Annotated in this window: 20 protein-coding genes; 11 read left to right on the forward strand and 9 right to left on the reverse strand. The window is 61.3% G+C overall.

What is annotated here, in order from left to right; translation table 11 throughout:
* Positions 1-14: 14 nt before the first annotated feature.
* The gene (locus ASC90_RS23435) at positions 15-221 is read left to right on the forward strand and encodes a hypothetical protein (RefSeq protein WP_056545852.1); all 207 of its coding nucleotides are present in this window, start codon (positions 15-17) and stop codon (positions 219-221) included.
* Between the two features lie 576 nt (positions 222-797).
* The gene (locus tag ASC90_RS23440) at positions 798-1,172 is read left to right on the forward strand and encodes a PilZ domain-containing protein (protein WP_244480439.1); all 375 of its coding nucleotides are present in this window, start codon (positions 798-800) and stop codon (positions 1,170-1,172) included.
* A gap of 105 nt (positions 1,173-1,277) precedes the next feature.
* Here ASC90_RS23440 and ASC90_RS23445 read toward each other — a convergent pair whose 3' ends face one another.
* The 3 genes from ASC90_RS23445 to ASC90_RS23455 all read right to left on the reverse strand — a co-directional run bounded on the left by ASC90_RS23445 (position 1,278) and on the right by ASC90_RS23455 (position 3,035).
* Positions 1,278-1,463 (reverse strand): DUF3008 family protein, encoded by a 186-nt coding sequence (locus ASC90_RS23445; RefSeq protein ID WP_056545856.1) that lies wholly within the window; start codon positions 1,461-1,463, stop codon positions 1,278-1,280.
* Positions 1,464-1,543: 80 nt separating this feature from the next.
* Complete coding sequence (locus tag ASC90_RS23450; RefSeq protein ID WP_056545858.1) at positions 1,544-1,813, reverse strand: DUF982 domain-containing protein; 270 nt, start codon at positions 1,811-1,813, stop codon at positions 1,544-1,546.
* A gap of 163 nt (positions 1,814-1,976) precedes the next feature.
* Positions 1,977-3,035, reverse strand: coding sequence for a LacI family DNA-binding transcriptional regulator (locus ASC90_RS23455; RefSeq protein ID WP_056545860.1), 1,059 nt, complete (start codon positions 3,033-3,035; stop codon positions 1,977-1,979).
* A gap of 180 nt (positions 3,036-3,215) precedes the next feature.
* Between ASC90_RS23455 and ASC90_RS23460 the strand changes: the two genes are divergently transcribed.
* The 8 genes from ASC90_RS23460 (at position 3,216) to ASC90_RS23495 (ending at position 15,248) form a co-directional block, all read left to right on the forward strand.
* Positions 3,216-5,141, forward strand: coding sequence for an ABC transporter substrate-binding protein (locus tag ASC90_RS23460; RefSeq protein WP_056545862.1), 1,926 nt, complete (start codon positions 3,216-3,218; stop codon positions 5,139-5,141).
* Between the two features lie 93 nt (positions 5,142-5,234).
* Positions 5,235-7,343 (forward strand): alpha-amylase family protein, encoded by a 2,109-nt coding sequence (locus ASC90_RS23465; protein ID WP_056545864.1) that lies wholly within the window; start codon positions 5,235-5,237, stop codon positions 7,341-7,343.
* Positions 7,344-7,448: 105 nt separating this feature from the next.
* Complete coding sequence (locus ASC90_RS23470; RefSeq protein ID WP_056545865.1) at positions 7,449-8,435, forward strand: ABC transporter permease; 987 nt, start codon at positions 7,449-7,451, stop codon at positions 8,433-8,435.
* Positions 8,436-8,445: 10 nt separating this feature from the next.
* Complete coding sequence (locus ASC90_RS23475; RefSeq protein ID WP_056545867.1) at positions 8,446-9,636, forward strand: ABC transporter permease; 1,191 nt, start codon at positions 8,446-8,448, stop codon at positions 9,634-9,636.
* 10 nt (positions 9,637-9,646) lie between these two features.
* On the forward strand, positions 9,647-11,356 hold the full coding sequence (locus ASC90_RS23480) for an ABC transporter ATP-binding protein (protein WP_056545869.1): 1,710 nt from the start codon (positions 9,647-9,649) through the stop codon (positions 11,354-11,356).
* Positions 11,357-11,366: 10 nt separating this feature from the next.
* Positions 11,367-12,146, forward strand: a complete 780-nt coding sequence (gene otnI / locus ASC90_RS23485) for a 2-oxo-tetronate isomerase (RefSeq protein ID WP_056545871.1) — start codon at positions 11,367-11,369, stop codon at positions 12,144-12,146.
* A gap of 11 nt (positions 12,147-12,157) precedes the next feature.
* Complete coding sequence (locus tag ASC90_RS23490; RefSeq protein ID WP_056545873.1) at positions 12,158-13,033, forward strand: 2-hydroxy-3-oxopropionate reductase; 876 nt, start codon at positions 12,158-12,160, stop codon at positions 13,031-13,033.
* Between the two features lie 106 nt (positions 13,034-13,139).
* Entirely contained in the window at positions 13,140-15,248 is a 2,109-nt protein-coding gene (locus tag ASC90_RS23495; protein WP_056545874.1) for a beta-galactosidase, read from the forward strand.
* 121 nt (positions 15,249-15,369) lie between these two features.
* On the opposite strand, the gene ASC90_RS23500 is transcribed toward ASC90_RS23495, so the two are convergent.
* Together ASC90_RS23500 and ASC90_RS23505 are read right to left on the reverse strand one after the other, a co-directional pair.
* Positions 15,370-17,205, reverse strand: a complete 1,836-nt coding sequence (locus tag ASC90_RS23500) for an ABC transporter ATP-binding protein (protein WP_056545875.1) — start codon at positions 17,203-17,205, stop codon at positions 15,370-15,372.
* 36 nt (positions 17,206-17,241) lie between these two features.
* On the reverse strand, positions 17,242-18,438 hold the full coding sequence (locus tag ASC90_RS23505) for an aminotransferase class V-fold PLP-dependent enzyme (RefSeq protein WP_056545877.1): 1,197 nt from the start codon (positions 18,436-18,438) through the stop codon (positions 17,242-17,244).
* A 107-nt stretch (positions 18,439-18,545) separates the two neighbouring features.
* Between ASC90_RS23505 and ASC90_RS23510 the strand changes: the two genes are divergently transcribed.
* A complete protein-coding gene (locus ASC90_RS23510) occupies positions 18,546-19,379 on the forward strand; it encodes an IclR family transcriptional regulator (RefSeq protein WP_056545879.1) in 834 nt (277 codons plus the stop codon).
* A 9-nt stretch (positions 19,380-19,388) separates the two neighbouring features.
* On the opposite strand, the gene ASC90_RS23515 is transcribed toward ASC90_RS23510, so the two are convergent.
* Genes ASC90_RS23515 through ASC90_RS23530 form a run of 4 tightly spaced genes read right to left on the reverse strand, consistent with a single transcriptional unit; the run spans position 19,389 to position 22,942 of the window.
* The gene (locus ASC90_RS23515; RefSeq protein WP_244480440.1) at positions 19,389-19,889 is read right to left on the reverse strand and encodes a RidA family protein; all 501 of its coding nucleotides are present in this window, start codon (positions 19,887-19,889) and stop codon (positions 19,389-19,391) included.
* A gap of 33 nt (positions 19,890-19,922) precedes the next feature.
* A complete protein-coding gene (locus tag ASC90_RS23520; RefSeq protein ID WP_056545882.1) occupies positions 19,923-21,131 on the reverse strand; it encodes an amidohydrolase/deacetylase family metallohydrolase in 1,209 nt (402 codons plus the stop codon).
* A complete protein-coding gene (locus ASC90_RS23525; protein WP_056545884.1) occupies positions 21,132-22,001 on the reverse strand; it encodes an ABC transporter permease in 870 nt (289 codons plus the stop codon).
* The gene (locus ASC90_RS23530) at positions 22,001-22,942 is read right to left on the reverse strand and encodes an ABC transporter permease (protein ID WP_056545886.1); all 942 of its coding nucleotides are present in this window, start codon (positions 22,940-22,942) and stop codon (positions 22,001-22,003) included. The genes ASC90_RS23525 and ASC90_RS23530 overlap by 1 nt, the downstream gene beginning before the upstream one ends.
* Between the last annotated feature and the right edge of the window lie 81 nt (positions 22,943-23,023).

A 23,023-nucleotide genomic window follows, 5' to 3' on the forward strand; every position in this document is an offset into this window, starting at 1 on the left:
GGAGAGTTGATTTGATGGTGCAGCCCTTGGAACCAAAGCGCTTCGATCATCGCAAGGGACGTGCGAGCAGGCTCTACGCCGCACTGGAGCAAATTCAGGCAGATGAGAGGCAGCTTCGCGGCGACGACCCTGCGAGAAACGCCCATCATTTGACCCATGACGGCGATCTCGTGACCCGCGTGGATGAAAGCCACTTTCTGATCATGCTCAGGGAACCGTAAATCGGTTAGGGCATGCGCGGCTTCAGGCACCAAATGAGGTAGGTCGTTGCTCGAAAGGAGATCGTGCCATCGGTGCGCGATTGCCTACACTCACGCGGCCTCGAGGCCAATCGGGGCGCTCCTGTTGAAGGCCCGCCTCTCACCCATCCCCAAGGCGGGCCTTTTTCCAGAATGATTTCGTCCCGCTTGATTCAACCGATGTTATGCGCCTCGCCGCAGCGCAGACCGCAACGGCGCTGCGCGCGTTCCCCCCTGTCGTTCATGTTCGGCGCTCACAGTCGTCGAACGCAGACGGGAACAACCCTTCTGCCATGTCGTTTACAAACACAGTGAACCGAAAGGGAAAGTGCAATGGCAAACCCGCCACCTCCAGTGCCGACGCTCGCGCTTGAGCAGACGAAGCACGTGCGTTTTGGAAAGAACGGATCGAGATTTTTTCCAATGGAGAGCGACACGAAGTCATTTCGCACCTTCCGACGATAAGTACGGTGTGACTGGATGGCGGCCGTGAAGCGAGGTCCCAGATATTGCTTTGCGAACTTCGACGTAGCCCGATCATCAGGGACCACCTTCCTTTTGGTCGACAACATCAGTGCATTGAAATCGCTTGGTCATTCGTCCTATGGAGTGAGTGCTTCGGCGAGACGTGCATCAATAGAGGAACTGGCGCATCCATCCGCTGCCAGTTGGACTGAAATGGAAGCAAGGCAAACTCCGCGCAGGCGGACTTTTATCGGGGGTAAGATACTCCTTAACGGCGGCGCCAGCGTTTTTGATTGCACGGTGAAAGACCTGTCTACCGGCGGTGCACGTCTCTCGCTCGATGGCGCTTTGGCCGTCCCATCTGAATTCGAATTGTTACTTTCGGATGGACGGATGTTTCACTGTGCCGTCAAGTGGCGCCGGTTGAATACATTGGGCGTCAGCACGTTGCCGAAGGAGGGCAGCTGACCGACAGTGCACGACGCCCCTTGAGCTTGTCGGATCGATCGCGGGGACCACTTAATACGAATGTATGGCCGGCGGTGTCAGGCCATGCATATCGGTTGGCTCGCATCAATGAGACACGTACCGGGGCTTGCCTTTTCGCTCTGTCGAAGCGAAATCCTCGAGCTCCTTTTCGCTCATGGATTCGACCATTTGCTTGGAAGCGCCCTTGAGTTTCGATCTCGGCGCTTTACCGCGCTTGGCCGACAACGCGGCACCTGCGGCCTGTTGCTGGGCTTTGGACTTTGCTGGCATGACGGTTCTCCATGTTCCCATGCCAGAGTTCAGAACACCGATCATCGCGATCTACGAGCTTCCCGAAACCCGCTTACCGGCTAGCTATCGAGATCTGGGGCGGTCTCCATGATGACAAGACCCGCTTCGAGGGCCGCCAGCACAAACGCTTTGCGCGCTTCAACCGCCGGAAGTCCAGCGGTGATCGTATCGAGGCATGCTTTCACCGCATCGAAGTATGCCTCACCGTCATCGAACGGCCAGTCGTGCAGGAGAGCACGTGCCGCGTCGAACGTAGAATTAATGACGAGATAACGGCTTCGTCCTTTGCGTGCCAACCCTACGGGCTTAAACTCATGAATCTGTGCCATTTCGCGACGAATGCCTCTTCTCATACTCAATAATGAGGGAGACTTGCAATTTCCGTGCCGCAGATCACCTCTTGGCGGTGGCGGTACTTCTGCAAACCGTGTCGCCGTCCGCGGTGTTTAAGCCGCAGGATAGCATCTCCGCGCGCGCATTGCCCGACGAGCCCTATCCGCCGCCAACAGCCTGACCGACGCCCTTGTCGGCGGGATTATCGATGTCGGCGACCCGCACTCTGCCCCTGCAAGGGCCGGAGGAACGGCGCTCGATAATCCTGGAAGCAACGTTTATGCGGCGAGCAGGATCGCTTGGCAGTCGCGGCCGCTCAATGCGCTCGAGCAGGAGGCGCAGGCCGACAGCGCCGCATTCCTGGCCTTCCATGCGCACGGTGGTCAGCGACGGCGAAATCTGGGTGGCGGGGGAAAAATCGCCGAAGCCGACGACCGAGACGTCGTCGGGGATGCGATAGCCCTGACCCAGCAATTCGGAAACAACCGTCAGGGCAAGACCGTCGTGCGCGCAGAAGAAGGCGGTCGGCTTCACGCCCTTTTCCTTGAGCGCCCGATAGGCGTCGCCGAAACCGCCCTGCTCGTCGAATTGCATGACGTGCAGCGTGACATCGGGATGCGCCTCGGCGATCTCGCGGGCGCCATAGAAGCGCTCGCGGCGGCCGCGGTATCCGGGCACACCATAGACATAGGCGATGGAGCGGTGACCGAGTTCGACCAGATACTGGATGACAGCCTGGCCCGCCTCGTGGTCGGTGCCCGACACCTGGTCGGCCTGTTCCAAAGGATCCACCCAGCCGAACCGCACGATCGGAATGCCGGTGGCGGTGGCGGCGGCGATGGCCTCGCGGTCATGTGGGCCGACGAGCAGCAGCCCGGCGCAAGCCCGCGCCAGATCTTCCAGCTGTCGGGCGCTATGGGTCCAATGCACGCGCAACCCCATGCCCAGCCTGTGCGCCTCGCCTTGTACGCCGTTCTGGATCTGCATGTAGAGTTCGCTGTTGACCGGGTCGAGATCGTGGAAGGCCACGGCGATGTCATTGGAACCCGACTGGGCGGCAGGCTTGATATAGCCGAGACGCTCGGCCATTTCACGAATGCGTTCGCGCGTCTCCTCACTGACCCCACTCTTGCCGGCAAGCGAACGCGAGACGGCGTATTTCGAGAGACCCACCTCCCGCGCGATCGTCTGCAACGTCACCCGTCCCCTAGTTCCCACATCGCACCTCTGCGTTATCTTTCGATCGCTGCTTCGCTACACTGCTCCAGGCAAGAATGCAAATTCACACAATAACGAAACATAACGCTTTACCTAACAGTATCCAAGTGTAATCTTTCCTCATCCAAGCCCGGGAGCAGAACAATAACAAAAGGGCGCGGATCTTTGGAGGAGATATCCATGATCAAGCTGAAACGTCGTGCGTTTCTGGCCGGGACCTCGGCCGTTCTGATTTTACCGGCATTGCCGGCATTTGCCGCCGATTACAAAGAGGCGGATGTACTGAAGGAAAAGGTTTCGAGCGGCGCGCTGCCTGCACTCAAGAACCGGTTGCCCGCAAACCCCCTCGTCATCAAACCAGTCGAAAGCGTCGGAAAGTACGGCGGGGACTGGAATATGGCGCTGGTCGGCGGCGGATCGCTATCGATGCTGTTCCGCTATCAGGCTTACGAGCCGCTGCTCCGCTACACCCCGGATTGGTCCGGCGTGACGCTCAATGTCGCCGAGGCTTTTGACGGCAACGCCGATTCCACCGTCTATACGATCCGCCTGCGCACGGGCATGAAGTGGTCGGACGGCCAGCCCTATACGACGGCCGACGTGAAATTCTGGTACGATACCGTTCTTACAGACAAACGCGTCGCGGTCACCAGCCAGGGTCACTGGAAGACGGCCGGTAACCCGGCGAAACTCGAAGTCGTCGACGAGCAGACCTTCAAGGTAATCTTCGCGAAACCTAACGGTATGTTCCCGTTGCAGGTAGCCTGGGCCAATAACGACCATACGACGCGTTGCCCGAAACACTACCTCGAACAGTTCCACATCGACTACAATCCGAAGGCCGACGAACTGGCCAAGCAACGCGGCTTCGAAAGCTGGATTGCTGCCTTCCAATCTGCCTCTGGTTTCCAGGACGACAATGCCTTCTTCCTCAATTCCTCGAAGAAGCCCTGTCTCAACGCCTGGATGTTCACGGTCGCGCCCGGCGAGAATACCGAACGCGTACTAGCCGAACGCAATCCCTTTTACTGGAAGGTCGATACCGAGGGCAACCAGTTGCCCTACATGGACCGGATCGTCTACCAGATGGTCTCCGATCCGCAGGTGTTGCTGCTCAAAGCCATGCAGGGCGAGATCGACCTGATGGACCAGTATATCGCCACGCCGAACAACAAGTCGGTGCTCTATGATGCGCGCCAGCAAGGCGGCTACGATTTCTACACGCTGACCTCGACAGAGGCCAACGTGATGAACTTCATCTTCAACCTGAACCACAACGACCAGACCAAGCGTAAGCTTTTCCGGAACAAGGATTTCCGTGCGGCTCTCTCGACGGCGCTCGATCGCCAGGCGCTGATCGATGCCGTGCTCGTCGGCCAGGGAGCCCCGGCCCAACCTTCCATCAAGCCGGAAGATCCGCTCTACAACGAGCAGCTCGCCACGCAGTTCACGACCTATGATGTCGAAAAGGCGAATGCCATGCTCGACCAGATCATACCGAAGCGTGACGACCAGAACTTCCGCCTCGACGACGAGGGGCGGCGAGTGACGGTGATCTTCGAGATCGACCAGGCACGTGCAGTCTTTCTCGATCTGTTCCAGCTGGTCATCCCGATGTTCCAGACGGTCGGGATCGATGCGCAGATGCGCACGATGGACCGGTCGCTTTGGGAAACCCGCGTCCGACAGGGCCGTGATTTCGATGCTACGGCGCACCAGTTCGGTGCGAACGGCGGCATCGCTGCCATGCTCGACCCACGCTACTATGTGCCGACGGATTCGAACGCGATGTATGCCCCGGCCTGGCAGCTCTGGTATCTCGACCGCAACAACGAGAATGCGGAAGAGCCGCCGGAAGAAACGAAGAAGCAGCTCGAGCTCTACGACAAGCTGAAGGCGACATCGGACCCGGCCGCCCAGCAGGAGGTCATGAAGCAGATCCTGCAGGGTGCCGCCGACAGCTTCTATGTCTTCGGCATTTCGTTGCCGCCCGACGGCTACGGTGTCGTCAAGAACAACATGAAAAACATCACGCGGACCATGCCGAATTCCTTTGGCTGGCCGACGCCTGCTCCCACCATGCCGGAGCAGTTCTACAAGGCCTGACGGCCTTTCAGGATCAGATAAGCGTCAGACGCCGGCCGGCATGGCCGGCGGCTGATCCCTCTTTGCCTTTTTTGCCAACGATCGGATGAAGCGATGCTCGATGCCAGAAAACAGAACACCGGAACGCTGAGAACGCCGGACTGGTTCAAGACCGCGACCCGCTGGACCCAGCTGACCTTCGTCGAGGATGATCCGGAGAAATACGACCCGGCCTTCTGGGTCGATGTCTTCAAGCGCACGAAGTCCAACGCGGTCTGCCTCAGCGCCGGCGGTTACATCGCTTTTTACCCGAGCGAGGTGCCGTTTCACTACGTCAGCAAATATCTCGGCGACAAGGATATTTTCGGCGCGCTGGTTGATGCTGCCCGCAAGCTCGACATGCATGTGATGGCCCGCGTCGACCCGCATGCCATCCATGACGATGCGGCCAAGGCCCACCCTGAATGGGTGATGATCAATGCCGACGGCACGCCGCGCCGCCACTGGGCCTATCCCGACGTCTGGGTTACCAACGCTTACGGCGATTACAACACGGTCTTCATGCCGGAGGTGGTGAAAGAGATCGTACGCAAATACGACATCGATGCGGTTTTCGCCAATCGCTGGCAAGGCCACGGCGTCGACTACAGCGAGGACAGTGCTCGCCGCTTCAAGGATATGTTCGGCCACGCCCTACCGACGAAGCCCGACGCCGAGGATCCGGCATGGCAGGCCTGGGTGCAGTGGCGCCGCCGGGTGCTCACCGACATGATCGCCCAATGGGACGACGCGGTGAAGGCGATCCGCCCGCATGCAAGCTTTATCCCCAACATGGGCGGCGCCTCGCTGATGGAATTCGACCTTTCCGTCATCGCCAAGCACTGCCCGTTCCTCGTCGTCGACCACCAGGGCCGAAAGGGTCTGGAACTCGGCTGGTCGGCAGGGCGCAACGGCAAGCGCATCCGCGCGACTTTCCCGGACCGCCCCGTCGTTCTCATCACCTCGATCGGTCCGGAAGAAGAATATCGCTGGAAAGATGCCGTCACCTCGGGCGAGGAGATGCAGCTCTGGATCAACGATGGCACGGCTCATGGCCTGTACGCCTGGTTCACCAAGTTCAACGGAGTGGTGCCAGACGAGCGCTGGGTGGAGCCGGTGGCCGACGCCTTCGCCCTGCAGGCAGCCGTCGAGCCGGTCATCGAGAGCATGAAGCCGACCGCCGAAATCGCTGTCATCGACCCGTCCACGACGCTGCGCCACTGGGCACCCGAGGAGCGACCCAACGCCGAGAAGCACGACCTTGGCTTTTACCACGCGCTTGTCGAGGCCCGCCTTCCCTTCGAGCTTCTTTCGGACCAGGTTCTGACGGAGGAAAATCTCGATCGCTTCAGGCTCATCATCCTTGCCAACACCTCCTGCCTGTCGGATGAACAGAACGCGGCGATCCGTGCCTACGTGGAGCGCGGCGGCAGCGTGATTGCATCCTACGAAACGTCGTTGCGCGACGAGCTTGGCAAACAACGCCCGGAATTCGGCCTGTCCGACGTGCTCGGCGCCAAATTCGTTTCAGGCCCGCGCGGCATCGTCAAGAACGCCTACGTGGCGCTTTCCGGCGATCATCCCCTCAACGAGGGCTATGAAGGCGCCGAACGCATCATGGGCGGTACGCGGCTGCTCCACGTCGAACCGGTGAACGGCGCCGAGACGCCCTTCCTCTACGTGCCCGACTTCCCGGACCTGCCGATGGAGGAGGTTTATCCGCGCAAGGCGCCGGAAGGTGCTGCCGTCATCGCCCGAGAGACCGGAAAGGGCGGCCGCACTGTCTATATTCCCTGGAATATCGGCGAGATCTTCTGGGAAGTCTTTGCCGTCGACCACGCCCGCCTGATTGCCAATGCCGTCCATTGGGCGCTAGGCAAGACGCCACGCATCACCGTCAACGGGCCGGGAGTCGTCGACCTGTCGCTGCGGGAGAATGCCGACGGCATTGCGCTCAGCCTCTTCAATCTCACCAATCCGATGATGATGAAGGGTCCGATACGCGAAAATTACCCACTGGCGGCGCAGTCCGTTTCCGTGGAAATTCCCTCCGGCAAGTCGGTGGCGCGGGCCTGGCTCGTCGTCGCCGACCGCGCCGCGAACGTCAGCATCAGGGATGGCCGTGCACAGGTGGAGGTGCCGGGCATCGAGCGGCTGGAGGTGCTGCACCTCACCTGGAAATGAGGTGTGCTGCAAGGAGGAGCGCTTCTGGCCCCAACGGGCCGGAGGCGGATGGATATCCGAAGAAGGCGGCTGTCAGGCGCTCTCAACGGGAGGAGAAACATTCCGATGCTTGGCTATATCTTCAAGCGCATGCTCTACATGATACCGACCCTGTTCGGCATGTCGTTGATCTCTTTTCTGATCATCCAGCTGCCGCCGGGTGATTATCTTACGTCGATGATCGCAACGATGAGCGACAGCGGGCAAGCCGTCGATCCGGCGCAGATCGAACGGCTGAAGCATATCTACGGCTTCGATGATCCCTTCTATGTCCAATATTTGAAATGGATGTGGGGGATCGTCAGCCGCGGCGACTTCGGCTGGTCCTTCGAATGGAACCAGCCCGTATCGGGCCTCATCTGGGCGCGCATGGGCTCGACACTGGTGATCTCGCTGCTGAGCCTGATCTTCGTCTGGATCGTCGCGTTGCCGATCGGCATCTACTCGGCGGTACGCCGCCATTCCATCGGCGACCACGTGTTCACCTTCTTCGGCTTCATCGGCCTTGCCGTGCCCAACTTCATCCTGGCGCTGACGCTGATGTACATTGCCTACAAATATCTTGGCCTCAGCGTCGGCGGCCTTGTCTCGCCGGAATATGCGGACGCGCCCTGGAGCTTCGCCAAGATGGGCGATTTTCTTGCCCATATCTGGATTCCGATCATCATCATCGGTGCCTCGGGAACGGCAGCGATGATCCGCATCCTGCGCGCCAACCTTACGGACGAACTGCACAAGCCCTATGTCGTCACCGCCCGCGCAAAGGGCCTGCCAGAATACAAGGTCATCCTCAAGTATCCTGTTCGCATTGCCCTGAACCCTTTCGTTTCGGCGATAGGCTGGGTATTGCCGCATCTGGTTTCGGGCGTGACGATCACAGCCATCGTGCTGAACCTGCCGACGGCCGGCCCGCTGCTTTTCCGGGCGCTGGTCTCGCAGGACATGTACCTCGCCGGCAGCTTCATTCTGCTGCTCTCCGCGCTGACCCTCGTCGGCATGCTGCTGTCGGACGTGCTGCTTGCGCTGCTCGATCCGCGCATCCGGTTCAACTGAGGAGAGCCCGATGAGTACGCACGAAACATTCGGAACCCACACCGGTCCGGTCCTTGTCGTCGCCGAAGGCCCGTCGATCAGCCCGTTGAAGCAAGGCAAGGCGGTCTCGACCGCCGCGGTCGGCCCCTGGCGGCTGGTTGCGGGCAAGCTGATACGCCAGAAAGTGGCCATAGTCGCCGGCGGGATCATCCTCTTGCTCTATTTGGTCGGCCTCTTCGCCGAATTCTTGGCACCCAGCCTGCCGTCCACCTCGAGGCCGCAATACACCTATGCGCCGCCACAGGGCATCAGCTTCTTTGTAACCAAGCCCGACGGCAGCTCCGAATTCAATTTTCATGTGAAGGGCTACAAGGTCGAGATCGACAAGGTGGCGCTCAGGCGCACCTTCGTCGTCGACGATACCAAGGTCGTGCCGATCGGATTCTTTGTCAAAGGCCCGGCCTACAGCCTCTGGGGCCTGATCCCGATGAACCGACATTTCATCGGCCCGGTCAATCCGAACGATCCGATGTATTTGCTCGGTGCAGACCGCCTCGGTCGTGACGTCCTTACGCGGTTGATTTACGGCACCCGCGTCTCCATGTCGATCGGGCTCGTCGGCGTCGCCATGTCGCTGATCCTGGGTGTCATGCTCGGTTCGATTTCCGGCTTTTACGGCGGCTGGGTCGATACCATCATCCAACGTGTCATCGAGGTGGTGAGCGCCATGCCGACAATTCCGCTCTGGCTCGGGTTAGCAGCGGCTATCCCGCTGACATGGTCTCCGCTCAACGTCTATTTCGTGATCACCATCATCGTCTCGCTGCTCGGCTGGACCAGTCTTGCCCGCGAAGTGCGAGGGCGATTCCTGGCGCTGCGCAGCGACGATTTCGTCACCGCCGCAAGGCTCGACGGATCGAGTGAGGCGCGACTGATATTCCGTCATATCTTGCCGTCGCTGACGAGCCACATCCTGGCCGTCGTCACGCTCGCGGTGCCGACGATGATCGTCGCGGAAACGTCGCTCTCCTTCCTTGGCATCGGCCTCAAGCCGCCGGTGGTGAGTTGGGGCGTACTGCTGCAGGACGCCCAGAACATCCGCACCGTCGCGACCGCGCCGTGGCTGCTGATCTGGCCGTCGCTCGCGGTGGTCGTTGCCGTGCTTTCCTTCAATTTCTTCGGCGACGGCCTCCGTGACGCTGCCGACCCCTATGACAATTGAGGAGGAAGCCATGCCCGACCTTCCCGACGACGTCGTTCTTTCCGTCGAGGACCTCTCGATCGACTTCCGGCTGCGTACTCATATCCTGCACGCGGTCGAGAACGTCAACTTCCAGCTCAGGCGCGGCCAGACGCTTTGCCTCGTCGGCGAAAGCGGTTCCGGCAAGAGCGTTACCGCTCGCTCGCTGCTGCAGATCGTCGACAGTCCAGGCCGCATCGTCGGCGGCCGGATCCTGCTGCGCAACGGCAGCGACATCACCGACGTCGCGACATTGACGCCTGGCAGCAGCGCCATGCGGGCGATCCGCGGACGGCGCATCGGCCTGATCTTCCAGGAGCCGATGAGCTCGCTGTCGCCCGTCCATACCATCGGCTCGCAGATCGTCGAAGCGGTGCGCCTGCACAGCAATCTCGACAAGAAGGCTGCCCGCGACCTGACGGTCGAACTGTTGCGCCAGGTCGAAATCCCCAATCCCGACAAGATGGTGGACCGCCATACCTTCGAATTTTCCGGTGGCATGCGTCAGCGCGCCATGATCGCCATGGCGCTGGCCGGCAATCCGGATATCCTGATCGCCGACGAGCCGACCACGGCGCTCGACGTCACCACCCAGGCCGAAATCCTCGACCTCATCAAGCGCCTACAGGTGGAGCGCGGCATGGCAATGCTGCTCATCACCCATGACATGGGCGTGGTGGCGGAAGTGGCTGACGAGGTCGCGGTCATGCGCTTCGGAAAGATCGTTGAGCGAGGCCCCGTCGACAAGATCTACCATGCGCCGGAGCACCCCTATACGCGCCAGCTGCTGGCCTCGACGGTCAAGCTCACCCATCATGTCGAAGGCAGGTTGCCCGCCGTCGCGCTGTCGTCCGAGGCGCCGCGACCGATCCTGTCGGTCCGCAATCTCGGCAAGACCTTCGGCTGGCACGGAAGCACCAATACCCTGCGCGCCGTCGACGACGCCAACTTCGATCTCTATCCGGGCGAGAACCTTGGTATCGTCGGCGAAAGCGGCTCCGGCAAGACAACGCTCGGACGGCTCATCCTGCGCACCGTCGAACCGACCAACGGCAGCGTCACCTACCACGGCAGGGACGGAGGCGAGACCGAGGTTACCAAGCTCACAAGCAAGGAGCTGCGCGGCTTTCACCGCGAGGTACGGCTCGTTTTCCAGGATCCTTTCGCCTCGCTCAATCCGCGCATGACGGTCAAGGAGATCATCGGCGACCCGCTCATCGTCAACGGGCTGGCCAAGGGCAAGGCTATGGAGGGCCGTGTTGCCGAACTCATGCGGCTGGTCGGCCTCGACCCGATGGGCATGGAGCGATATCCGCACGCCTTCTCCGGTGGCCAGCGGCAGCGCATCGGCATCGCCCGTGCGCTTGCGCTTGATCCGCGCATCATCATCGCCGACGAAGCCACGTCAGCGCTCGATGTCTCCATCCGCAGCCAGATTCTCGACCTGCTGCTCGACCTCCGCCAGCGACTGAACCTCAGCTTTATCTTCATCTCGCACGACATCTCCGTGGTGCGCTACTTCTGCGACCGTGTCGCGGTGATGCATCGCGGCAAGATCGTCGAACTCGGTGAGGCCGAGCAGATCTGCACCGCGCCGCGAGAAGCCTACACCAAGAGCCTCATCTCAGCCGTTCCCAATCCCGACCCACGCGACAAGCGCATGCTGCACCGGCATCGTTTCGTCGCGCCTGCCAATGCATAAGGACGCTCCAGTGCCCAAATTCTCCGCCAATCTCTCGTTCCTGTACCAGGAGCTTCCCTTCCTCGACCGCTTTGCTGCTGCAGCCAGAGATGGATTCGCTGCGCTCGAATATCTCGGCCCCTACGCCGAGCCGAAGGAGAAGGTCGTGGAAGCGCTGAAGGCAAGCGGCTTGCAGCAGGCGCTCTTCAACGTGCCCTCCGGAGACTGGGCAGGCGGTGAGCGCGGCATCGCCTGCCTGCCCGATCGCATCGACGAATTCCGCAATGGCGTCACATTGGCGCTGGACTACGCAAGGGCGCTCGATTGCCCGCAGATCAACGTCATATCTGGGCTCGCGCCCAATGGAAGCGATCTTGAAGTGCTGGACAGGGTGCTGGTCGAAAACCTCAAATATGCCGCCGAACGCGCAGCCGATGCGGGTGTGAAGCTGCTGATCGAACCGATCAACCTGCGCGACATTCCCGGTTTCTTCCTGTCGACGACCGCCCATGCCGAGCGCATCCTCGACAAGGTCAACTCCGGCAATCTCTACATCCAGTACGATTTCTACCACATGCAGGTCATGCAGGGCGACCTGATCCCCACCTTCACGCGGCTCAAGGACAGGATCGCCCATGTGCAGATCGCCGATAATCCCGGCCGCAACGAACCTGGAACCGGCGAGATCAACTACGGCTTCATCCTCTCCGAACTCAACCGCCTCGGCTACGACGGCTGGGTCGGCTGCGAATACAAGCCGAAGGCCGGCACCAGCGAAGGCCTGAACTGGATGAAACCATATCTGAAGTGAGCGAGAACAGCATGAACATCGGATTTATCGGACTGGGCGTCATGGGCCGCCCGATGGCGGAACACCTGATCGATGCGGGCCACACGCTGCATCTGAGCCGGGTGAAAGAGAGCTCTCAGCATCTCGTCACCAAAGGCGGCAGGGCGGCTTCATCCGCAAAGGCGGTGGCGGAAGCCTCCGACATCGTCATCCTGATGCTGCCGGATACGCCAGATGTCGAGGCGGTGCTTTTCGGCGCGGACGGCGTCGCCTCGGGCCTGTCTGCCGGCAAGCTCGTCATCGATATGAGCTCGATCGCGCCTGTCGCCACCAAGGGCTTCGCCCGCCGCATCGAAGCGCTCGGCTGCGCCTATCTCGATGCCCCGGTCTCCGGCGGCGAGGTCGGCGCCAAGGCGGCTTCACTGACGATCATGGTCGGCGGCACCGATAAGGCCTTCGAACGCGCAAGACCGCTCTTCGAGACGATGGGAAAGAACATCACGCTGGTCGGCAGCGTCGGCGACGGCCAGACGGCCAAGGTCGCCAATCAGATCATCGTCGGGCTGACAATCGAGGCGGTCGCCGAGGCCCTGCTCTTTGCGAAAAGGGCCGGCGCCGATCCGGCCAAGGTGCGCTCCGCGCTAATGGGCGGTTTCGCCGCTTCCCGCATCCTCGAAGTGCATGGCGAGCGCATGGTAAAGGGGACCTTCGAGCCCGGCTTCCGGATCCGCCTGCACCGCAAGGACATGACGCTGGCTGTCGATGCCGCACGCGCGCTCGACCTCGCGCTTCCGAATACGGCTGCGACCCAGCAGCTGATGAACGCCGCGATCGCCAACGGCGACGGCGAACGCGACCATTCCGCCCTCATCCGAACGCTGGACCTTCTTGCCGGAGGGTCGCGCTAGAAAACTGTTCATAGGCAATACCGGACATCATCGTCGACTGCCTTGACCGAAGCCGGGCTTCGGGCGGCGCAGCCATGTCCGAACGCGATCGAAAAAGGACAAGACCATGCTCAACAAAGAAATCCAGTTTCCCTTTGGCGCCGTCTATTTCCGCAAGTCGAACCCGCCGCGGGAGGACTGGGAGAAGGACTACGCAACGGCCGGCGAAGACGGTCTCAACATCTTCCGCCACTGGTTCATGTGGAGCGCCATCGAGACCGCGCCCGGCGTTTACGACTGGGAGGAGTACGACCGCCAGATGGACCTCGCCGCCAAAAACGGCATCAAAACCATCATCGCCGAGTTGATCCACGCCGTGCCGGACTGGGCAGTGCGCAAATATGCCGATGCCCTGCAGGTCAATGCCGACGGCACCAAACTCGGCTCCTATATGGGGGTCTCAGCGGCAACCGGCGGCTTTTCCAACAATGGCGGGGGTGCCGGCGCACTCACACTCAATTGCCCGGAAGTGAAGGAGGCGGCCTGTAAATTCCTGACGGCGCTTGCCACCCGCTACAAGGACCACCCGGCGATCTACGGCTACGACGTCTGGAACGAGTGCAATTATTCCGCCGATGTCGATTACAGCACCTATTCAAAAGCGGCTTTCCGCACCTGGCTCGAAAAGAAATACGGCAGCCTGAAAGCGCTTGCCAAGGCCTGGTACCGCTACAGCTACGCCGAATGGGCGGATGTCGAGCCGCCTGTGCATATGGCGCCCTACCCCGAATGTATCGACTGGCTGCAGTTCAAGCGCGATAATTTCTACGATCAGATGCAGTGGCGCATCGACACGATCCGCGCCGTCGATCCGACGAATGTCATCGCCGCCCACGGCATCTCCGGTGCGATCCCGAACATGGCATCCAACGGTTGCGACGACTGGCTAGCCGCCTCCAAGGTCGAAGTCTACGGCTTCACCTGGATCCAGGCCCGCAAGGGTACCGAACCCTGGAAGACCTGGTACGGCGTCGACATCAACCGCGCCGCCGCACGCGGAAAGCCCTTCTGGCATGCCGAACGCCAGGGCGGGCCGCTCTGGCTGCAGCCCCAGGTGATCGGCCGCGACAAGGAGGACGGCCGTGTCGCCGAGCCCGAGGATATCCGCATCTGGAGCATGACCTCGCTTGCCGGCGGCGCCCGCGGCGTGCTGAACCTGCGCTGGCGCCCTCTGCTCGACGGCCCGCTTTTCGGTGCCTTCGGCGCCTACGGCATGGACGGCTCGCGCACGCCGCGTTCGGACATGCAGAGCGCGTTGGCAAAATGGGCGAACGACCCGGCGCAGACAACCCTGTGGGAGGCAAAGCCGGTGCGCGGCGAGGTCGGCATCCTCGTCGTGCGCGAGACGCAGGAGTGGGACTACCTGCTGAACCATGACCGCAAGGAGAAGCCCTATCCGGACGCCATGTGGGGTGCCTATCGCGCCTTCCTCGACAACGGCCTGCAGCCGGACTGGGTGCATATCGACGACATCGACGCCTACGATTTTCTTTACTTCCCCTATCCGATCATGTTCACCGCCGAACAGGCGGGTAGGCTGAAGATCTGGGTGGAAAAAGGCGGCACGCTGATCGCCGAAGCCTGCCCCGGCTATTTCGGCGACCGCGGCCATGTTGGCCAGGTGCAGCCGAACATGGGTCTCGACGCCGTCTTCGGGGCGCGCGAGGAGGAGGTCGAATTCATGCCCGACATCGGCGACCGGATCCATTTCGAGATGAACGGCCTTGCGGTCGACGGCGGCGGACTGCTGCAGTCCTATCGCCTGACCGGCGGAACAGCCCGTGGCACCTTCACCGACGGCCGTCTCGCCATCGTCGAGAACAGCTTCGGCAAGGGGCGCACCCTGCTGATCGGCACCAACCCCTCGGTCGCCTACTCCCGCACCGACGGCAGGGCCAATGGTGCCTTCTTCGCGGCACTCATCGCATGGAGCGGTCGCGCGAAGCATGTGGCGCTCTCCAACAGCACGCTTTTCGCCCGTGTTCACAAGGGCGAGAACGGCAGTTTCCTGTGGCTCGTCAACCCGACAAGAAAGGCACAGTCAACGGAGGTTATACTGGCCGATGGTCTTGGCGAACTCCAAAACAGCAAAGCCGCCTGGCCGGTTGCCCACGTTTACACTGGCGGCAAAATCGAGGTCCCGGCGCGCGACGTGCTGGTTTTGCCTCTTGGCTAGTCCGAGCAGCCGGGAAGTTTCGCGATTTCCCGGCTGGTCTCTTCCACCTTCAGAACTGCTCGTCGGCGAATCGGGCGGCGGGTCGGCATCGGCGGACCGAAGCGGGGCGGTCTCCCGGCATTCAAATCGCCACGAAATGATGCGGTGAGACCTCGCGGTAATGCTGTGCCCGCAGTTCGTAATCGACTGGCCGGATGGGACTCTTGAGCTCGTCGTAGGCGACCATGCGTTTCGTCGACCGGCGATCGGGATCGGGGACGGGGACGGCCGCGATCAGTTTCCGGGTGTATTCGTGCTGCGGGTTGCCGAAGACGGCGGCGCGCGGCCCGATCTCGACGATTTCCCCCAAATACATGACGGCAACGCGATGGCTGACGCGTTCGACGACCGCCATGTCATGGGAGATGAAAAGGAAGGCAAGGTTGAGGCTCTGCTGCAAATCGAGCATCAGGTTGATGACCTGCGCCTTGATCGACACGTCCAACGCCGACACGCTCTCATCGGCGATGATGACCTTGGGATCGAGCGCAAGTGCGCGGGCGATGCAGATGCGCTGGCGCTGGCCACCGGAGAATTCATGCGGGAAGCGCGATGCCATATCAGGCGAAAGACCGACCTTCGTCAGCAGATCCGCGACCTTTTCCTTCGCCTGCCTTTTGGTGCCCATTTTGTGCTCCAGATAGGGCTCCGCAATCGCCGCCCCGACCCGGATGCGCGGATTGAGGCTCGCGAACGGATCCTGGAAGATCATCTGCACGGTCTTGCGCATCTCGCGCATGCCGCGTTTGTCGAGCGCCAGCACATCTTTGCCATCGACCAGAACAGAGCCGCCATCCGGCTCGATAAGGCGCATGACAGCACGTCCGGTCGTTGATTTGCCGCAGCCGGACTCGCCGACCAGCGATAACGTCTCGCCAGCCCGGAGATCGAAGGAGACATTCTCAACGGCGTGAACGCGCCCGCTGACCCGGCCGAGGAGCCCGGAATGAATGTCGAAACGCTTGGTCAGGCCCTTGACCTCGAGGACCGGACGGGCCATCGCGGCCACGGTGTCTGCAGCCTCTACAGGCAAATCGGATTCTCCGGTTGCTGCATTGACGACGGGAAAGCGCAATGGCCGCTCGCGTCCTCCCATCGAGCCCAGCACAGGCACCGCCGACAGCAGCGCGCGCGTATAGGGATGCCTGCCGCGGTGGAAGATATCGGCCGTCGCACCGGTTTCCACCTGCTCGCCCCGATACATGACGACCGTACGGTCGGCGATCTCGGCGACAACCCCCATGTCGTGGGTGATGAAAAGAACCGAGGTCCCCTCTTCCTCCTGCAGCACCTTGATCAGGTCGAGGATCTGGCCCTGGATGGTAACATCTAGCGCGGTCGTCGGCTCGTCGGCGATCAACAGTCTTGGTTTGGAGGCCAGCGCCATGGCAATCATCACGCGCTGGCGCATGCCGCCGGAGAAACGGTGCGGGTATTCGTCGAAACGCGAGGCTGCGGCGGGAATTCGAACCTTTTCGAGAAGGCGTATGGTTTCCGCACGCGCCTTCGCCTTCGACATCGCCGAGTGGCAAAGCAATGCTTCGGAGATCTGGTCACCGATCGTAAAGAGCGGATTGAGGCTCGTCATCGGCTCCTGGAAGATCATCGCAACCTCATTGCCGCGCACCTGCCGCATCGCGCTTTCCGGCAATGACAGCAGGTTGCGCCCGCCGAGCATGATCCTGCCCTCGATCCGGCTCGAATCCGCCTGTAGCAAGCGCATGATCGACAGCGATGTGACGCTCTTGCCAGAGCCGGATTCCCCGACGATGGCGACCGTTTCGCCGGGCGCCACGTCGAAGGAAACGTCGCGCACGACAGGCTTCCATTCACCCTCGACCAGAAACGATGTCGTCAGATTCTCAACCGATAGAACCGGTTCTGTGCTCTGGATCGCCTGAGCCTGGAAGCTTGCCATTGTCATTTCCTCTTGGTTGCGCAGGATGCGGACGGATCAGTCCGGCCAACGCAGCGCACCGTCGAAACGGTGCTTGCTGCGGTTCTCGAACGGCGTTGCGATGATCTCGTTGGAGGCGCGCGCCTTGTCGAGCTCTTCAGCAAGGCGACCGGCAACGATCTTTTCCTGGCCCGGATGCAGGTTGCAGGGGTCGAGGTAGAAATATCGATGCTCGACCTCGTGGTCACGTACGATGATCGGCGGCGTGCCTCGTGCAAGGGCATCGGACAGATCCCAGGCAGTGATATGCGCCTCCTCGGGGCTGATGATGACGCGCATGCGATCGAGAGGGTTATTGGTCGGGTCTGGTTCGATCAATGCCGTCACGCCCGGCCGACCCTCGAGTGTCTGCTTCCAGAGATTGAGATAGTTGGTCTCGCGTTCGCGGATGCCGGCGTGGTCGCGTTTTTCCCAGGCCTCCAGCGCCGCCATGACGCCAAAAATGCTTTCCTTGCCGACCTTCATACCGCGGCCGATGCCCATGTTCTGCAGGAAGGCACTGCGCACGAGCTCCTTCTTCCCCGCCACGATGCCGGAGGTCGGGCCACCCAGAAACTTGTGGCCGGAGTAGATCGCAATATCGGCGCCCTGCGCCAGGAAGATGCGCAGGTCATATTCCGAGGCGGCATCTACGATTACCGGTACCCCTCTGGCATGGGCGATCTCGACAAACTCCTTGAGGTTCAGCAGCCCGTAGTCAACGACGTGGTGCGACACGACGTAGACCGCCGCCGCGGTTCTTTCGGTGATTGCTTGCTCCATATGGTAGCGATGTGCCGAGGTCGCCTGGCCAACGAGCACGACCTTGCCACCGGCAAGGCGGATTGCCTGGTCAACTGGCGCGCCGTAGCTGACCACATGGCCCATCTGAACCAGCACTTCATCCTTGCCGGCGGTAACCTCCGGCAGCTTCTCGATCGCCAGAAGATTGTTGCCGGTGATGGCGCCGGCGACCGCGAGCGAAATGCCCGCCGAGCACGATGCCGTGACGAAGCCTGCTTCACCACCGGTGAGCCGGTTGATGACGGCGCTTGCCTTGCGCTGCAGGTCGTTGATTTCGACGAACTGCGGCAGGATCGACGACATCGCGGCGATTGCCTCCGGAACCACAATCGATGCGCCAAGACTGGTCATCGTGCCTGAGACGTTGATGACCGGGCGAAGACCGATCGACGTGCGAATATCATCTGACATGCGTATCTCCAATTTCGGCCGGGAACGGGCGCTTATTGTAATCTGCCCTATCGACGGCTATGCCATAGTAATGTAATAGACTCATATTCGAACGCGAGGAACGTGCATTGGACGGCAAGACATCAATCGCAGCCCACCCCGAAGTTGATGCCTTGGTTGACGGCGCCGACGCCAAGGGCGCGCGCCGCTCCCGCGTAAGCGGAATCGACCGGGCGCTGCAGATCATCGACTACCTGTATGAAACCGGCGCGCCGGCGGGAGGCTATGCGATTGCAAAGGCCGTGAACGCGCCGCTCTCCACCGTCTATGTGATTGTCGACGACCTTGTCGAAAAGAACATGCTGACGCGCCACGCAGACGGCTCGGTCTGGCTCGGATCGCGTCTGTACCACTATGGCCTCGCCTATGCCCGCTCCCTGGATTTCATGAGCGTTGCCACGCACGAGATGCATGACCTCTGCCGCGAGGCCGGCGAGACGGTCCAGGTTTGCGGTCGCGACGGCGACCACATGCTGGTGCTCGCCATGGCGGATGGCCCGAGCCATTTCCAGGTTGCGTCCCGTGTCGGAACGCGGGTGCCGCTGAACTGGACGGCGTCGGGCCGCCTGCTCGTCGGCCACCTGCCGCAGGCCGAGCGTATCGAGCTCTTCAAGCGGTGCGCCAAGTCCTCGCCGACCGGCCGGGCCGAGATGGACCCGGGCGTGCTTGCTTCGTCCGCTGGTGACGCATTCCAATCGCGTCTTTCCATCCAGGCCGGCGAATCCGACTATGCGGTTGCGTGCATCGCCTCGCCGATCTGCGACCGGGACGGCCAGTGCGTTGCGACAATTTCCATCGTGCTCCCGGAGCAGAAGGCTTTTTCCTCCGACAACCGCTACACCGCGCATGTGCGCGCATCGGCGGAACGCATTGAAAAGGTCATGGGCTGGCGCAACCACTAGGTTTTCCTCTCAATCGTACAAGGCGACGATCGCCTCGATCTCGACGGTAATATTGCCGGGAAGCGAGCCGAAGCCGACGGCGGAGCGGGCGTGTTGTCCAACCTGCTCGCCGAACACACCGATGAAGAGATCGGAGCAGCCGTTGATGACGCTTGGGTGGTCCGTGAAGAACGGCACGGCGTTCACCATGCCGAGCAGCTTCACAATGCGTTTGACGCGCGATAGATCGCCAAGCGCCTCGTGCATCACCGCAAGCAGATTGATGCCCGTCAGCCGGGCATGGCCATAGGCATCCTCGATCCCGATCTCGGCTCCCACCTTGCCTGTATGCAGGAGGCCATCGGCTTCGCGCGGGCCTTGACCGGACAGATAGAGAAAATTCCCCTCTCGCACATGCGTCACGAAATTGGCGATCGGCGGCGGCGGCGGCGGAAGTTCGATGCCAAGTGCCGCCAGCCTGTCATAAGGCGAGCCGGGCGGCGTCTTGGCCGTTGCTGGAGACGTGTTCACGTAGGCTCCTGTCATGCGATTTGCGTGTTTTAACTAGCGGTACGAATAGCCGTGGCTGTGGCGGACGAGCTTGCGGGCTCGCGGGATGTAACGGCTGGCCGTAATCGCCTCGCTGCCGATCACCGCATATCGCGGGTCGAACAGCTTCTTGAGAACCGCGACGTCACCATTGGAATCCGTCGCCTCGATGTCGGAATCGATGAGGTCGAAGACGGTAAAGTCTGCCCGCTGGCCGACCGCCAGACGATCGTCCATGGACAGCTTGATGACCGACGCCGGCGCATGAGTCACCGCCTCGACCACCTTGTCGAACGGCATGCCAACGGAAAGCAGCTTCGACATGGTCGTGGCCAGATCCCAGACGGGGAAATTCATCGAATGCCCGTGCAGATCCGTCGAGATCGAGAAGGGCAGAAGCCCCCGGTTGATTGCCGCCTCGGCAACCTTGAAGGAGAAGGAAGCACCGCCGTGACCAATATCGAGCCGGATACCCTCGCCGGCGCAACGCTCCGCAAGATTGTAGAGGTCCTCATCTTCCATAATGCTCGATCCCGCCTTGCCGTTGAAACAATGCGTGACGACGTCTCCGGGGCCAAGAATTTCCAGAACTTCATCGTAAAGCGCCGGCGGTTCGCCGACATGTACCATCATCGGCACCTTGAGAATCTTGGCGATCTTCTTGCCTAGCTTGACCGGGGTCACGCCCCAGGAGCCGGTAATCACATGGCTGGCGCGCACCTTGAGCCCGACGATGTGCTCGCTGTTTTCAGCATAGCATTCGAGAATCCGGTCGAGGTCGATGTCGCGAATGTCGCGCAATTCGGTCACGCGGTTGCAGGCGACAAGGCCGATCGAACCCAGGTTCAGGAAGGCCTTGATGCGCTCTCTCGATGGCTCGATGATATATTCGCGGAAGCCATGGAAGTTGGCTTCGCCAGCAGAGCCGGCATCGACCAGCGTCGTCACGCCACGCTCGGCACCGCACTCGGAGGGGCGGATCGAGATATCCGTGCCGCCGTGCCAGATATGGACGTGAAGATCGACCCAGCCAGGCGAGATAAAGGCGCCCTTGCCGTCGACGCGCGTGACGTCATCCGCGACGGAAAGTTGCGGACCGATCTGGGCAATCTTGCCCTCGCCATCGACTAGAATATCGATTGCGCCCGCCGGCGTGCCTGCGCCGAAAGCCATCGGCTTCACATTGGTGAGGAGGAGCGGCTTGCCCGCTTTTTCACCGGTCATTTACAAGTCCTTTCGAAGTTTTGGATCGAGCATGTCGCGTAGCCCGTCGCCGACCATTTGCAGCGAGAGTACGGAAAGAATGATGGCAACGCCGGGAAACAGAGTCATCCAGTCGGCCTGGCCGATATACTGGCGGCCGGCGGCGATCATCGTCCCCCAGGTCGGAATCTCCGGACTGACGCCGAGGCCGAGGAACGAAAGGCCGGCTTCGGCAAGCATGGCGCTGGCGAAAAGAAAGGTCGCCTGGACCAGGATCGGCGACAGCAGATTTCGCAGCACGTGCCGGGTCATGATGTGATAGGTCGAAATGCCGAGCGCCTGGGCTGCTTCGACATAGGGAAGTTCGCGAATGACCAGCGTCGATGCACGAACGATACGGGCGAGACGCGGCGAATAGACGATTGACAGCGCAACGATCACCGTCGTCAGTGACGGCCCGAGCGCGGCAACGAGGGCGATTGCCAGCAGAATATCCGGAAAGGCCATCATCGCATCGATCAATCGTGCAATCGGCGTATCGAGCTTCTTGAAGAAGCCGGCAAGCAGCCCGAGCGTCACGCCGATCAATGCGGAAAGCACAACGACCGCAGCGCCGACCAGCAGAGAAAGGCGCCCGGCGAAGATGGTACGCGACAACACGTCGCGACCGAATTCGTCGGTACCGAACAGATATGCATCGCCCGGTGGCTTCAGGCGGTTGACGATCGAGAGCTTCGACGGTGAATAGGGCGTTATCCACGGCGCCAGAATGGCAAGCAGCACGAAGATGACCAGGATCAGAGCGCCGACGGCAACCGTCTTGCGCTTGAACAGCCGGCGAACGAACTTGCGGCCATCGCTTTCGGCGGGTTTGATTGATAGATCCGACATCAGTAGCGCACCCTCGGGTCGACCAGCAGGTAGAGCATGTCGATCGCAAAATTGATGAGGACATAGAGCGCGGCAATCACCAGCAGCGCTCCCTGAATGACCGGGTAGTCGCGGCGCAAAACCGCCGAAACGACAAGATTGCCGACGCCCGGAAGACCAAAGACGGTCTCGGTGACAACCGCTCCCGAAATCAATACGGCAGCAGTCAGCCCAAGCACAGTGAGGATCGGGATCAGGGCATTTTTCAGCGCATGCTTCAGGATCACGCGGCGTTCGACCAGGCCCTTGGCGCGTGCCGTGCGGATGTAATCGTCGCCCAGCACGTCGAGCATCGATGCGCGCGTGAAGCGCAGGATCAGCGCCGACGAAACGAGGCCGAGCGCGAAGGCAGGCAGCGTCAGGTGATACATGCGGTCGAGGAAGGTCGAGTCGGGACCGCCGTAACCGGAAACCGGGAACAGATTGAAGCGTACGGCAAAGACCTGCATCAAGATCAGACCGAGCCAGAAGCTGGGGATGCTGGCCGCGAACATGGCGAGCATCGTGGCTGCCTGATCGAGGAAGGATCCCCGCCTGTAGGCGGCATAGATGCCGATCGGCAAGGCGATGGCGCTTGCGATGATCAGCGAAAACAGCGTGAGGAAGAATGTCGGTTCCGCGCGCTCCAGCAACGCGGACGTCACGGGCATGTTAAGGAAGATCGACTGGCCGAGATCACCCTTCAGCATCTGCCCGAGGTAGTAGACGTACTGAACGACGAGCGCCTGATCGAGTCCAAGGCGGGTACGAAGCTCGGCGATGTCCTGGGGCGTGGCATCCGGCCCCAGCATGACGGCAGCCGGATCGCCGGGCGTGACGCGGACGATGATGAAGACGATCGTCACGACGAGGAACATGACGACGATCATGCCCGCAAGTCGCTGGAGAATATAACGTATCATGGATGTCTGATCCCTGTGCCGATCTGGGGCACGATGGAACACGGGTATCGGCCGGGCTGGCCGATACCCTGCGATCAAATG

It is taken from the genome of Rhizobium sp. Root1220, from assembly GCF_001426265.1.
GTDB lineage: Bacteria > Pseudomonadota > Alphaproteobacteria > Rhizobiales > Rhizobiaceae > Rhizobium.

Bases quoted from the DNA above. Each gene is read 5' to 3' on its own strand.
- ASC90_RS23530 (WP_056545886.1), bottom strand. From the start codon at position 22,942: ATGATACGTTATATTCTCCAGCGACTTGCGGGCATGATCGTCGTCATG.
- ASC90_RS23490 (WP_056545873.1), top strand. From the start codon at position 12,158: ATGAACATCGGATTTATCGGACTGGGCGTCATGGGCCGCCCGATGGCG.
- ASC90_RS23520 (WP_056545882.1), bottom strand. From the start codon at position 21,131: ATGACCGGTGAAAAAGCGGGCAAGCCGCTCCTCCTCACCAATGTGAAG.
- ASC90_RS23445 (WP_056545856.1), bottom strand. From the start codon at position 1,463: ATGCCAGCAAAGTCCAAAGCCCAGCAACAGGCCGCAGGTGCCGCGTTG.
- ASC90_RS23450 (WP_056545858.1), bottom strand. From the start codon at position 1,813: ATGGCACAGATTCATGAGTTTAAGCCCGTAGGGTTGGCACGCAAAGGA.
- ASC90_RS23495 (WP_056545874.1), top strand. From the start codon at position 13,140: ATGCTCAACAAAGAAATCCAGTTTCCCTTTGGCGCCGTCTATTTCCGC.
- ASC90_RS23525 (WP_056545884.1), bottom strand. From the start codon at position 22,001: ATGTCGGATCTATCAATCAAACCCGCCGAAAGCGATGGCCGCAAGTTC.
- ASC90_RS23505 (WP_056545877.1), bottom strand. From the start codon at position 18,438: ATGTCAGATGATATTCGCACGTCGATCGGTCTTCGCCCGGTCATCAAC.
- ASC90_RS23470 (WP_056545865.1), top strand. From the start codon at position 7,449: ATGCTTGGCTATATCTTCAAGCGCATGCTCTACATGATACCGACCCTG.
- ASC90_RS23500 (WP_056545875.1), bottom strand. From the start codon at position 17,205: ATGGCAAGCTTCCAGGCTCAGGCGATCCAGAGCACAGAACCGGTTCTA.
- ASC90_RS23460 (WP_056545862.1), top strand. From the start codon at position 3,216: ATGATCAAGCTGAAACGTCGTGCGTTTCTGGCCGGGACCTCGGCCGTT.
- ASC90_RS23435 (WP_056545852.1), top strand. From the start codon at position 15: ATGGTGCAGCCCTTGGAACCAAAGCGCTTCGATCATCGCAAGGGACGT.
- ASC90_RS23475 (WP_056545867.1), top strand. From the start codon at position 8,446: ATGAGTACGCACGAAACATTCGGAACCCACACCGGTCCGGTCCTTGTC.
- ASC90_RS23480 (WP_056545869.1), top strand. From the start codon at position 9,647: ATGCCCGACCTTCCCGACGACGTCGTTCTTTCCGTCGAGGACCTCTCG.
- ASC90_RS23465 (WP_056545864.1), top strand. From the start codon at position 5,235: ATGCTCGATGCCAGAAAACAGAACACCGGAACGCTGAGAACGCCGGAC.